The organism is Aeromicrobium endophyticum (assembly GCF_003586285.1).
Classification (GTDB): Bacteria; Actinomycetota; Actinomycetes; order Propionibacteriales; family Nocardioidaceae; genus Aeromicrobium; species Aeromicrobium endophyticum.
This window is the reverse complement of the sequence record NZ_QUBR01000002.1, coordinates 39219-51314: the sequence shown is the minus strand read 5'-3', so window position 1 is coordinate 51314 and position 12096 is coordinate 39219. Positions and strand designations below refer to the sequence as shown.

The window sequence follows — 12096 nt, the reverse complement described above, 5'->3', positions numbered from 1 at the left end:
CATTCTCGGTGGACGGTCACGCGATCTCGGACAGACGTCCCGCGGCCAGCCGGTCGACGAGATCGGCCCACACGAGGTTCACCCCGGTCTCGAGCGGCGTCGCCAGCATCCGCTCGATGCGCGGGTCGGGGTCCGACCGCAGCCGGAGATCCACGGGCGAGTCCGATCCTGCCGCGAGCAGGTGCACCAGGGGCAGGGGATGCCCCGCGACCTGCTCGACCATCGCGATGAGCTCGGCGATGCTGACCGACCGCCCCGAGCACACGATGCGACGCACGCAGGACACCTGGTCGGACGACGCCATGGCGACGACGTCATCGGCCACGATCCTGGCCGCGTCGTCGACGTAGACGAAGTCGCGCAGCGTCTCCAACGGCGCGAACACCGTCGCCGGACGACCCATCAGCATGCTGAGGCACAGCTGCGTCACCAGGCCTTGGCGCTTGGTCAGGTCCTGGCCCGGGCCGTAGGCGTTGGAGAGACGTCCGATCGTGACGTCGACGTGCCCGCCCGACAGCTCTTCGAGGGCGTCCTCCTGCGCCAGCTTGGCTCGCCCGTACGCGTTGAGCGGCACCGGGGTCGTCGAGAGCCCGAACGGAGGACGCTGCGACCCGGCGTACGTCCCACCGGCCGACGACACGAGGTAGACGCCGCCCCTCCCCCGCGGGAGCACCTGCTCGCCGCTGGCGCAGAACCGGCGGAAGGTGGCCACCTCGAGGTCGAGGACGTCCTCTCCGGTGAGCATCACGCCCGAGCCCGCCGCCCACACCACGGCCCACGGACGCCCGTCGGCCCAGGCCACGAACCGGCTCAGCTCGGCGTCGAGCACGTGCGGCGCGTCGGGGGTGCCCCAGGGCACGGGCACGGCGTCGAACACGTCCAGCTCGGGCCGCCGCGCGATGGCCGATCCGACCAGCCCGCCCCGACCGACGACCCACGTCCTGACACGCTCCATCAGGCGGTCGGATCGTCCTCGGGCTCGGCGCCCGGGAACGCGAGAGCCGGGTCGCGGGTCACCAGGAAGTTCGAGCGCCCCATCGAGCGGGCCGCGATCATGCCGATGTACTCGGCGATGACGCCCAGCGAGAGCAGCACGAGCCCGCCCCCGACCAGCGCCAGCACCGTCAGGGTCGTCCAGCCACGGACCTCGACCTCGCCGAACAGCTTCTGGACCGAGTAGAAGATGCCCAGGCAGAAGCCCACCACGGCGGAGAACATGCCGAGGGCCGCGATCATCCGCAGCGGCTTGGTGCCCGACGACAGCACCAGGCGCCAGAAGTGCGACAGCAGACGCCGGGTCGAGTAGTTGGTCGCCGGCCGGCCCTCGACACGCATCGGCAGGTCGACGTCGGTGGCCAGCGGGATGGCCCAAGCCAAGGCGACGTCGAGGTAGACGCCCGGGCCGACCGACGCCGCCACGACCCGACCGGCGCCTCCGGCGACCAGACGGAAGCTGTGGAAGTCGACGACCGGGGCGGAGTCGCCCATCAGCACCTTGAACATCCACTTGGCCCCCCGCGAGGCGGCGTTGCGGAGCATGCCGTGCGGCGGCTCGTTGGACGGCCTGGCGTAGACCAGCTGACGTCGCGACGCGTACGCGCGGTCGAGCATCGCGGGGATGTGGGCAGGGTCGTGCTGCCCGTCCTCGTCCATCGTGACGATCCAGTCGGCGCCGGTGGCGAGCATGCCGGCGCACGTCGCCGGGTGCTGCCCGTAGTTGCGCGACAACCACACGGGGCGCACCCACGAGTGCGTGCGAGCCAGCTCGCGGATGACGTCGTCGCTGCGGTCGGGACCGTGGTCCCACGCCAGGACGACCGACTCGACGACGTACGAGAGCCCCGCCTCGGTGCGTCCGGCCGTCGTCATGACCGACAGCTCGTCGATCAGCGCGGGCAACGTCTGCGATCCGCTGTAGACGGGGATGACCACGGCCACCGAGATGGGCTGGCGACCTGGTGCTGGCATGCACGAAAACGTAGCAGCAGCGCCGAGCATGCCTCGCCTCCGTGGAGCCGGCGGCGCCGAACCTAGACTGACCGGCATGACCATCGCCTTCGTCACCAGCTCGGCCCACGGCGCGTTCGACGCCGACCTGCCCCTCCTCGTCGCCGCCGCCGAGGCGCGGGGCGCGGGCGGCGAGATCGTCGTCTGGGACGACCCGTCGATCGACTGGACGGGCTACGAGGTCGTCGTCGTGCGCTCGTGCTGGGACTACCTGTCCCGCCGGGACGAGTTCCTCGCGTGGGCCGCATCGGTGCCCCACCTGCACAACGACGTCGACGTCCTGACGTGGAACACCGACAAGTCCTACCTGCGACAGCTCGAGGCCGCAGGCGTCCCCATCATCGAGACGCGGTGGGACGTGGCGCCGGGCGACGACATCGGCGACCACGCCGAGTGGGTCGTCAAGCCGACGATCTCGGCCGGCTCGAAGGACACGGCCCGCTGGGGCACCCGCGACGAGGTGTGGGAGCACAGCGCGTCGCTGGTCGCGGCCGGACGCAGCTCGATGACCCAGCCCTACATCTCGTCGGTCGACGACGAGGGCGAGACGGCGATGCTGCACTTCTCCGGCTCGTTCTCCCACGCGATCCGCAAGGGCCCGCTGCTCGAGCGCGGCGAGGGGGTCCGGCAGGACCGCGACAGCCGCGAGTCCATCACGCCGCGCACGCCCACGCCGGCGCAGCTGGAGGTCTCCGAGCACGCGATCGCGACGGCGTGCGAGGCCATCGGTCTCGACCGTCCACCGCTGTACGCCCGGGTCGACCTCGTCACGGCCGCCGACGGCTCGCCACTGCTGATCGAGCTCGAGCTGGCCGAGCCCAGCGTGTTCCTGCCCTGCTCGGACGGCGCGGCCGAGCGCTTCGTCGACGCGGCACTCGCCCGGGCCTGACGCTTCCCCAGCATCCGCCTGGCATTGCAGAGCCTCGGCGCCCCGTGGACAATCGGCGCGTGACCACACCCACCGCCGCGCTGGTGCGCTACTACGACGTGGCCAGCGCCGACGGCACCCGTCTGCGCGCCTGGACCAACGACGGCGACGGCCCGGCCGTGCTCGTCTCGAACGGCCTCGGCACCAATCCGCACGCTTGGCCGTCGTTGCTGCGAGCCGGCAGCGGCGTGCGTGTCGTGGGGTGGAACCACCGCGGCACGGGTGGGTCCGCCCGCCCCGACGACGGACGCGTCGACCTCGACTCGCTCGTCGAGGACGCCCTCGCCGTGATGGACGACGCGGGCATGGGGCGCGTCGTGGTCGCCAGCTGGTCGACCGGCGTCACGGTCGCCTTCGAGCTGGCCACCCGGCACCCCGACCGGGTCGCCGGCATCCTCGCGGTCGCCGGCGTGCCCGGCAACACCTTCTCGACGATGCTCTCGCCGCTGCGCGTGCCGCCCGTGCTGGGCCGGACGCTGATGGTGGGGCTGGCCCGGTCGGCGACGGTCACGGGCCATGCCTTGGCCCCCGTCACCCGCAAGCTGCCGTGGACCAACCTCACGACCGACCTCGTCCGGTGGTCGCACCTGATCTCACCGGCCGCCGACACCGCCGAGCTGCGCACCCTGCTGCAGGAGTTCTTCACGACTCATCCGGCCTGGTACGCCAAGCTCGCGCTGAGCGTCGCCGAGCACGAGCGGGTCTCACTGAGCGACGTCGACGTGCCCGTCACGTTCGTGGCAGCGCGCTGGGACGTCTTCACCGGCGCACGCGACATGCTGACGGCGTCGCAGCGGGTGAAGGGATCGCGCTACCGCGAGGTCAACGCGACGCACTTCGTGCCGGTCGAGCACCCCGACCTCGTGCTCCACGAGCTGAAGGAGCTCCTGGCGCGCGTCGGCTGAGCTGCCCTGCCCGCGGCGGTGGACACTCCACCGAATCCCTGATGGCGGTGGAACATCCACCGTATGGCGGCGAAATCCGCGTCATACGGTGGTGGATCCACCGGTTCCGGAAAAAGGTGGATCATCCACCGCCACCCTGGGGGCTACGACAGCTTCTCGAGGATGAGCTCGCGGACGCGACCCGCGTCGGCCTGACCGCGCATCTCCTTCATGACCGCGCCGATCAGCGCACCGGCCACGCCGAGGTTGCCGGAGCGGATCTTGGCGGCGGCGTCGGGATCGCCCTCGATCGCCCGGTCGACGGCCGCGCCGAGCGCGCCGTCGTCAGAGACGACCTCGAGCTTGCGGGAGACCACGACCTCCTCGGGCGTGCCCTCCCCCGCGATGACGCCGTCGAACACCGATCGCGCGAGCTTGTCGTTGATGCGCTTGGCGTCGATCAAGCCCTGGATCTCGGCGACCTGCGCGGGGGTGATGCCGAGCGCATCGAGGTCGCGGCCGGTCTCGTTGGCGCGACGCGCCATCTCGCCGAGCCACCACTTCTTGGCCGCCTGCGGCGTCGTGCCGGCCTCGACGGTCGCCACGATCAGGTCGAGCGCACCGGCACCGATCGTGTCGCGCATGTCGAGGTCGGAGAAGCCCCAGTCGTTCTGGAGGCGGGCGCGCCGGACGGCCGGCGGCTCGGGCAGCGTGGCTCGCAGCTCCTCGACCCACTCGCGCGACGGCGAGACGGGCGCGAGGTCGGGCTCCGGGAAGTAGCGGTAGTCGTCGGCGTCGGACTTCTCGCGTCCCGACAGCGTCGTGCCGGTGTCCTCCTGGAAGTGCCGGGTCTCCTGCACGACCGTGCCGCCGGCGTCGAGGATGCCCGCGTGGCGCGAGATCTCGAAGCGGACGGCCCGCTCGACCGAGCGGAACGAGTTGACGTTCTTGGTCTCCGAGCGGGTGCCGAGCACGTCGCTGCCCTTGGGCTTGAGCGACAGGTTGACGTCGGCGCGCAGCGAGCCCTGGTCCATGCGGACGTCGGAGACGCCGAGGCCGCCGATGAGGTCGCGCACGTACGAGACGTAGGCGCGGGCGACGGCAGGAGCCTTCTCGGGCGGCACCTCGATCGTGCGGGTGACGATCTCGATCAGCGGGATGCCCGCCCGGTTGTAGTCGACCAGCGAGAAGTCGGCGCCGTGGATGCGTCCGGTGGAGCCGCCGACGTGCAGCGCCTTGCCGGTGTCCTCCTCCATGTGGGCGCGCTCGATCTCGATGCGGAACGTCTCACCCTCGACCTCGACCTCGACCCATCCGTCGTGCGCGATGGGCTCGTCGTACTGCGACGTCTGGAAGTTCTTCGGCATGTCGGGGTAGAAGTAGTTCTTGCGCGCGAAGCGGCACCACTCGGCGATCGAGCAGTTGAGCGCGAGGCCCATGCGGATCGCGGACTCGACGGCCTTGGCGTTGACGACCGGCAGCGCGCCCGGCAGTGCCAGGCACACGGGGCAGACCTGCGTGTTGGGCTCGGCGCCGAACTCGGTGGGGCAGCCGCAGAACATCTTGGTCGCGGTGTTGAGCTCGATGTGGATCTCGAGACCCATGACGGGGTCGTAGCGGCTGATCGCCTCGTCGAAGGGGACCAGGACGTCGGTGCTCATCGGGTTGCCTCCAGCTCGGGTGCGCGGGACAGCAGCGTGCCGCCCCACTTCTGCTCGAGCAGCTGCTCGAGAGCGGCCGCCGCGTTGTAGAGGCGGTCGTCGGCCTTCTGCGGGGCCAGGAATTGCAGGCCGACCGGCAGGCCGTCCTCGTCGGCCAGGCCGACCGGGAGCGACAGGCCCGGGATGCCGACCAGGTTGGCCGGGATGGTGGCGATGTCGCCGAGGTACATCGCCAGCGGGTCGTCCAGCTTGTCGCCCAGCGGGTAGGCGGTGGTGGGCGACGTGGGAGACACCAGCACGTCGACGTCGGCAAACGCGGCGTCGAAGTCGCGCGCCAAGATGGTGCGGACCTTCTGGGCCGAGCCGTAGTAGGCGTCGTAGTAGCCGCTCGACAGCGCGTAGGTGCCGAGGATGATGCGGCGCTTGACCTCGTCGCCGAAGCCCGCGTCGCGGCTGGACGCCATGACCTGCTCGGCGCTGGGGTCGTCGACCCCCGCCGGCGGCACGCGCACGCCGTAGCGCATCGCGTCGAACTTGGCGAGGTTGCTGCTCGCCTCGCTCGGCATGACGAGGTAGTAGGCGCCGAGCGCGTACGAGATGCTCGGGATCGAGACCTCGACGACCTCGGCACCCGCGGACGTCAGCAGCTCGACGGCCTCGGTGAAGCGGGCCTCGACGCCGGGCTGGAAGCCCTCGCCGCCGAGCTCGCGGACGATGCCGACGCGCAGGCCCTTGACGTCGGCGCGACGCGCCGCGGCGACCACGGCCGGAACGGCGTCGGGGATGCTCGTGGAGTCCATGGGGTCGTGACCCGCGATGAGCTCGTGCAGCAGGGCCGCGTCGAGCACCGTGCGGGTGACGGGCCCGGCCTGGTCGAGGCTGCTGGCCATCGCGACCAGACCGTAGCGGCTGACGCCGCCGTAGGTCGGCTTGACGCCGACCGTGCCGGTGAGCGCGCCGGGCTGGCGGATCGAGCCTCCGGTGTCGGTGCCGATCGCGAGGGGTGCCTCGAAGGCGGCCACGGCAGCGGCCGAGCCGCCGCCCGAGCCGCCGGGGATGCGCGTGGTGTCCCACGGGTTGTGGGTCGGGCCGTACGCGGAGTGCTCGGTCGAGGAGCCCATCGCGAACTCGTCCATGTTGGTCTTGCCGAGGATCGGCAGGCCGGCGGACCTGATCTTGGCGGTGACCGTGGCGTCGTACGGAGGGATCCAGCCGTCGAGGATCTTGGAGCCGCAGGTGGTGGGCATGCCCCGGGTGGCGAGGACGTCCTTGACCGCGATCGGCACACCGGCGAGGTACGACAGCTGCTCGCCCTTGGCGCGGCGGTCGTCGATGTCGGCCGCGGTGGCCAGCGCACCCTCGGCGTCGACGTGCAGGAACGCGTGGATCGAGCCGTCGACGGAGCCGATGCGGTCGACGAGCGCCTGGGTCACCTCGACGGAGGAGACCTCCTTGGACGCGAGCGACTGCGCGAGCTCGTCGGCGGTCTTGCGGGTCAGGTCGCTGCTCATCAGCTCTCCCCCAGGATCTTCGGCACCAGGAAGCGCTGCTGGTCGGACGCCGGCGCGGCCGCGAGGGCGTCCTCGGGCGACAGGCTGGGACGCACGACGTCGTCGCGGAACACGTTGTCGACGGGCACCGGGTGGCTCATCGCGGGCACGTCGGCGCCGGCGGCCTCCTGGACGCTCGCGACGTGCTCGAGGATCGCCGGCAGCTCGGTGGCGAGGTGGTCGAGCTCAGCGTCGCTGAGGTCGATGCGGGCGAGGCCGGCCAGATGGACGACGTCCTCGCGCGAGATACCCGTGACGGGCTCAGACATACAGATCCTTTGAGTCTCAGTCTTCGTGTTGCAGTCTTTGACAGTGGTCGCACTGGTGTGGGTGACCGAGACCATCCTAGTGACCGCGCTCCATCCCTCCGACGGGGCGTCGCGGAGCCGCGGACCACCGTGTTCTCTGCCAAGATCGGACGATGGACTCGACGCGACTCACCCGATTCGACCGCGCTGGCCTCACCTTCGACGTCATCGACTCCGGGCCCGTCGACGGCGCTCCCGTCGTCCTGCTGCACGGCTTCCCGCAGCGGGCGACGGCCTGGGCCGGGGTCTCCGAGAGGCTGCACGCCGCGGGCCTGCGCACGTACGCGCTCGACCAGCGCGGGTACTCCCCCGGCGCGCGGCCGCTGTCGCGGTTCGCCTACACGGTCGACGAGCTCGTGGCCGACGTGATGGCGCTGGTCGAGGCCATCGGCGCGCCCGTGCACCTGGTCGGTCACGACTGGGGATCGGGCGTGGCGTGGGCGGTCACGGCCCGGCACCCGGCATCCGTGCGATCGCTGACGGCGGTCTCCGTGGCACACCCCGGCGCGTTCATGCGGTCGATGGTGAGCAGCAGCCAGGCATTGAGGTCGTACTACATGCTGATGTTCCAGCTGCCGGTGCTGCCCGAGCGGGTGCTGAGCCGTCGAGGCGGTCTGGGCGAGCGGATGCTGCGGGCGTCCGGCATGGACACACCGATGATCGAGACGTTCCGCGACGAGATCGTCGCCGACGGCGCCTTGCGCGGCGGCCTGGGCTACTACCGCTCGCTACCTCGGTCGGCGCGCAGCTTCGCCGGACGGGTGTCGGTGCCGACCACCTACGTGTGGAGCGACGGCGACACGGCCCTCGTGCGCCGCGGTGCCGAGCTGACGCCGCAGTTCGTCACCGGGCCGTACGAGCTGGAGGTCCTGTCGGGCGCGACCCACTGGATCCTCGACCAGAACCCCGACGAGCTGGCCGAGATCATCCGGCGCCGCATCGCGTCTGCCTAGACGTCGTCCTGGGCGACGTCCTCGTCGCGCCGGAACGAGAACGACCTGTGCCCGACGAAGCTCAGCAACGTCGTGATCAGCACCACGACCGCCTGAGCCGCGAGGGGCGGCACGCCAGCGACCTCCACCAGGACGGGCAGGACGACGGCGTTGATCCCGATCGACACCGCGTAGACCGTCACGAAACGGACGAAGTCGCGCATGACCTGTCCCTGCACCTTGAAGACGAGGCGGCGGTAGAGGACGAAGGCCACCGAGATGCCGATCGCGTACGAGCCCACCAGGCTCAGCAGGTAGCCGAAGCGCACCTCGTGGAAGACCCACAGCGTCAGCGCGCTGAAGGTCACGTAGCCCAGGACGGTGTTGAAGCCGCCGACGGCCAGGAACCGCACCCTCTGGTCGTCGACGAGGCCGCGGACCGTCGACGACCCCGAGCCGGACGGCCGGCTCACGACACCGTCTCCTGCTCGGCAGGCGTCTCGGACGCCGACGCGCGTGCACCGCGGAACCGCTCCCAGCGCGTGCGCGGCGACCACAGGCGGAAGCTGTCGCACGGCACAGCGGTGCTCAGCGGCACGCCGGCCACGACGTCGCGCAGGCAGGCCTGGCAGTTGCCCTGGTGGTGGACGTGGGCGTGCCCGCACTTCAGGCAGCCCTCGTCATCGTCGATGGGCAACGGCCAGAGCAGGTGGACGCACAGCAGCGTCGGGGCACCGACGACGATCCCGATCCAGTTGCCGAGCTGCCACAGCCAGGCGCCGACAGCTGCGCACGCGACGACCTGGATCGCGACGTCGAACGCCAGCGACACGGCAGGCGGCAGACGTGGGACTCGCATGCGCGACCGTAGCAACGTCACGGCTCAGTCCGGGGTCGGCGCGAGGAAGGCGTGCACCTGGGCCACGGCACCGGCACCCTCGCCACTGGCCGACGCGACGCGCTTCATCGAGCCGGCCCGGATGTCGCCCGCCGCGAAGACGCCCGGCACGGTGGTCTCGAGCGGCGCCGGCGGCAGACCGTCGCGCCAGTGCGTCTTCGGGATGTCGCGCCCCGTGAGCACGAACCCTCGAGCGTCACGCGCAACCTCGTCGGGCAGCCAGTCGCAGCCCGGCTCGGCCCCCAGCAGCAGGAACAGACCGTCGGCCGGCCTGCGACGCGAACTGTCGTCGGTCTCGAGCTCGACCCACTCCAGGCGCCCGTCGCCACCACCGTCGGACACCCGCGTGCGGGTCATCACCGTGATGTCGTCGTGCGTGGCGATCTCGTCGACGAGGTAGGCCGACATCGTCTCGGCGAGGGTCGGGCGGCGCACCACGATGGCCACGCTCCGCGCGAAGCGGGCGAGGTGCAGGGCAGCCTGACCGGCGGAGTTGCCGCCGCCGACGATGACGACGTCGCGGCCCTCCATCTCGCGGGCGACGCTGGTGGCCGCTCCGTAGTAGACGCCCATGCCCACGAGCGCCTCGAGCGCCGGCACCCCGAGCCGGCGGTACCGGACGCCGCAGGCGATCAGCACGGCGCGGGCGCGCAGCACCCCGTCGTCGTACGACACCTCGTGCAGGTCGCCCAGCGTGAGGCCGTCAGCCGCTCGTCCGGTGAAGATGCGTGCCCCGAACCGGGTGGCCTGCAGCCGGGCCCGGAAGGCCAGCCGCATGCCCGAGACGCCCCGCGGGAAGCCGAGGTAGTTGCGGATCATCGAGCTGGTGCCCGCCTGGCCGCCCACCGCCTCGGGGTCGAGGACGACGGTGCGCAGGCCCTCCGACGCGCCGTACACCGCTGCTGCGAGGCCGGCCGGTCCGGCGCCGACGATCAGCAGGTCGGCGACGTAGTCGTCGCCCAGGTCGCTCGGCGCGCCGTAGAAGCCGCTCGCCACCGAGCGGTCGGTCGCCGCCGTGATCGTGGGTCTCCCGAAGGCCGACACCAGCGGGAGCGGCGCGTCGTCGCCGACCTCGGCGAACAGCTCGCGCGCGACGTCGCTGCCCGGACGGTAGCGGGTCCATGGCACCGCCATGCGGTCGAGGAAGTCGCGGATGCCGGCGACCGACGGCTGATGACCGTCGTCGACGATGCGGACACCGGCGACCTCGGGGGTCGAGGCCGTCGTGGCCCACTCGGACAGGTACTCGGTGATCGCGGTGTGGAACTCCTCGTCACGCGGTCCCTGCGGGATCAGCAGGTAGGTGTCGAGGCGTCCCACCGCCAGCGCGGGACGCAGCACCTCCAGCGCCTCCCGGAACGTGCCGGACGACACCAGCACGATGCGCCGGCTGGTCGGCGACAGGCGGCGCAGCTCGTCGACCAGGTCGAGCGCGTCGCCGTCCAGCGCGTGGTCGACGCCCAGCAGCGCGATGCGGCGGCCGTCGGCGACCAGCTCGGTGGCGGCCTCCACGCAGCCCCCGGGGCCCAGCAGGGTGCGGACGTCGTAGTCGCGGGCGTACCGGCTGCGGAACTCGCTCTCGAGCACGTCACGACTCGCCTCGGTGGCGGCGAGGAGGATGACCGGCTTCTGCCGCGGAGACTCTGTCATGGCGTGAAAGTAGCAGTCCCTAGGGTGGAGCCATGCCACCCCAGAAGCCGGTCGACCTCGGACCCCTCGACGCCGTCGCGTTCCTGTGCGAGGTCGCGATGGTCGTTCTCCTCGTGCTGGCCGGGCACGGCTTCGTCGACGGGTGGCGCGGCTGGGCCGCGGGCGTGTTCCTGGCGCTCGTCGCGATCGGCATCTGGGCGCAGTGGATGGCACCCACGTCGGTGCGCCGCCTCGAGCTGCCCACGCGCCTGGTCGTGCAGATCATGCTGTTCCTGACGACGGCCCTCTACGCCGCCGCCGGCGGGCTGCTGTGGCCCGGTCTGGTCTTCGCGGTGGTCGCGATCACCGTGTTCGTCGCGCTGTCGCGTCAGGACGCCTGACCCAGTGGCAGGCTGAGCGTGCTGCGGAACTCCCGCGGCGTCCCGTCGAACGGGTCGGTGAAGGCCACCTGCTCGGCCAGCAGCTGCAACGGCTTCGTGAAGTCGTCGATCGCGACGTCGCGCACGACGGGGTACAGCGGGTCGTCGACGATCGGGATGCCCAGGCCCGCGAGGTGCACCCTCAGCTGGTGCGTGCGACCCGTGCGGGGTGTCAGGCGGTAGCGCCCCACACCGTCCACCTCGTCCACCAGCTCGACGAGCGTCTCGGCATTGACCCGCTCCCCCGCGACCACCTCGGCCTGCCAGCTGCCGCGCCGCTTGACGATGTGGTTGGCGACGGTCGTCGGCAGCGCCAGGTCAGGACGGACGGGAGCCAGGGCGCCGTACGTCTTGCGCACGGCCCCCGCCTGGAACAGCGACTGGTACGGCCCGCGCCACCGTCGCTGCGTCGCCAGCAGCAGCAGGCCCGACGTGATGCGGTCGAGCCGGTGCAGCGGCGACAGCTCAGGCAGCCCCAGCTCGTCGCGCAGGCGCACGACGACACTCTGGCGGACGTGCTGCCCCCGCGGGATCGACGACAGGAACGCCGGCTTGTCGACCACCACGAGTCGCTCGTCGCGGTGCACCACGCGGATCTGGCCCGGCACCTCGACCTCGTCGGGCAGGTCGCGGTGGAACCAGACGAACGTGTGCGGCGCATACGGCTCGTCGTCGCGCACCGGGGTGAGGTCGTCGTGCACGAACCGCCGCTCGGCCAGCATCGCGTCGACGTCGACGCGCTCGGGCAGCCGCTCGCGCAGCCAGGCGCCCATCGTGGGCCACGGGTCAGCACGCGGCACTCCGCGGTCGGGGGTGCGCAGCCAGGCTGCGGCCAGCCCGTGCCGCGGGGGCAGCGGTG

13 protein-coding genes are annotated in these 12096 nt (G+C 71.6%); 4 read left to right on the top strand and 9 right to left on the bottom strand.

What is annotated here, in order from left to right:
* Positions 1-16: 16 nt before the first annotated feature.
* Positions 17-955 carry an NAD-dependent epimerase/dehydratase family protein gene (locus DX116_RS10805; protein ID WP_119704286.1) on the bottom strand — a complete coding sequence of 313 codons (939 nt, stop codon included), beginning with the start codon at positions 953-955 and terminating at the stop codon, positions 17-19.
* The gene (locus tag DX116_RS10800; RefSeq protein WP_119704285.1) at positions 955-1968 is read right to left on the bottom strand and encodes a glycosyltransferase; all 1014 of its coding nucleotides are present in this window, start codon (positions 1966-1968) and stop codon (positions 955-957) included. The genes DX116_RS10805 and DX116_RS10800 overlap by 1 nt, the downstream gene beginning before the upstream one ends.
* Positions 1969-2044: 76 nt before the next feature.
* Here DX116_RS10800 and DX116_RS10795 point away from each other — a divergent pair, with 76 nt between their 5' ends.
* Together DX116_RS10795 and DX116_RS10790 are read left to right on the top strand one after the other, a co-directional pair.
* Positions 2045-2896: an ATP-grasp domain-containing protein gene (locus tag DX116_RS10795; RefSeq protein WP_119704284.1), complete on the top strand. Its 852-nt coding sequence runs from the start codon at positions 2045-2047 to the stop codon at positions 2894-2896.
* A gap of 59 nt (positions 2897-2955) precedes the next feature.
* The gene (locus tag DX116_RS10790) at positions 2956-3840 is read left to right on the top strand and encodes an alpha/beta fold hydrolase (protein ID WP_158591976.1); all 885 of its coding nucleotides are present in this window, start codon (positions 2956-2958) and stop codon (positions 3838-3840) included.
* A gap of 143 nt (positions 3841-3983) precedes the next feature.
* Here DX116_RS10790 and gatB read toward each other — a convergent pair whose 3' ends face one another.
* From gatB to gatC, 3 genes are read right to left on the bottom strand one after another with little or no spacing between them, the layout of a single operon-like run.
* Positions 3984-5480, bottom strand: a complete 1497-nt coding sequence (gene gatB, locus DX116_RS10785; RefSeq protein WP_119704282.1) for an Asp-tRNA(Asn)/Glu-tRNA(Gln) amidotransferase subunit GatB — start codon at positions 5478-5480, stop codon at positions 3984-3986.
* On the bottom strand, positions 5477-6991 hold the full coding sequence (gene gatA / locus DX116_RS10780) for an Asp-tRNA(Asn)/Glu-tRNA(Gln) amidotransferase subunit GatA (RefSeq protein WP_119704281.1): 1515 nt from the start codon (positions 6989-6991) through the stop codon (positions 5477-5479). Before gatA ends, gatB begins: the two co-directional genes overlap by 4 nt.
* Entirely contained in the window at positions 6991-7299 is a 309-nt protein-coding gene (gatC, locus tag DX116_RS10775) for an Asp-tRNA(Asn)/Glu-tRNA(Gln) amidotransferase subunit GatC (protein ID WP_119704280.1), read from the bottom strand. Before gatC ends, gatA begins: the two co-directional genes overlap by 1 nt.
* A gap of 152 nt (positions 7300-7451) precedes the next feature.
* Here gatC and DX116_RS10770 point away from each other — a divergent pair, with 152 nt between their 5' ends.
* A complete protein-coding gene (locus DX116_RS10770; protein ID WP_119704279.1) occupies positions 7452-8291 on the top strand; it encodes an alpha/beta fold hydrolase in 840 nt (279 codons plus the stop codon).
* Here the strand turns inward: DX116_RS10770 and DX116_RS10765 are convergent.
* Genes DX116_RS10765 through DX116_RS10755 form a run of 3 tightly spaced genes read right to left on the bottom strand, consistent with a single transcriptional unit; the run spans position 8288 to position 10818 of the window.
* Complete coding sequence (locus DX116_RS10765; protein WP_119704278.1) at positions 8288-8743, bottom strand: GtrA family protein; 456 nt, start codon at positions 8741-8743, stop codon at positions 8288-8290. The two genes, DX116_RS10770 and DX116_RS10765, sit on opposite strands and share 4 nt — an antisense overlap.
* Entirely contained in the window at positions 8740-9129 is a 390-nt protein-coding gene (locus DX116_RS10760; protein WP_147393648.1) for a hypothetical protein, read from the bottom strand. The genes DX116_RS10765 and DX116_RS10760 overlap by 4 nt, the downstream gene beginning before the upstream one ends.
* Before the next feature lie 24 nt (positions 9130-9153).
* Positions 9154-10818: an FAD-dependent oxidoreductase gene (locus DX116_RS10755; protein ID WP_119704276.1), complete on the bottom strand. Its 1665-nt coding sequence runs from the start codon at positions 10816-10818 to the stop codon at positions 9154-9156.
* A gap of 32 nt (positions 10819-10850) precedes the next feature.
* Here DX116_RS10755 and DX116_RS10750 point away from each other — a divergent pair, with 32 nt between their 5' ends.
* Entirely contained in the window at positions 10851-11198 is a 348-nt protein-coding gene (locus DX116_RS10750) for a YrdB family protein (protein ID WP_119704275.1), read from the top strand.
* Here DX116_RS10750 and DX116_RS10745 read toward each other — a convergent pair.
* Positions 11186-12010, bottom strand: a complete 825-nt coding sequence (locus DX116_RS10745) for a pseudouridine synthase (RefSeq protein ID WP_199716123.1) — start codon at positions 12008-12010, stop codon at positions 11186-11188. The two genes, DX116_RS10750 and DX116_RS10745, sit on opposite strands and share 13 nt — an antisense overlap.
* Between the last annotated feature and the right edge of the window lie 86 nt (positions 12011-12096).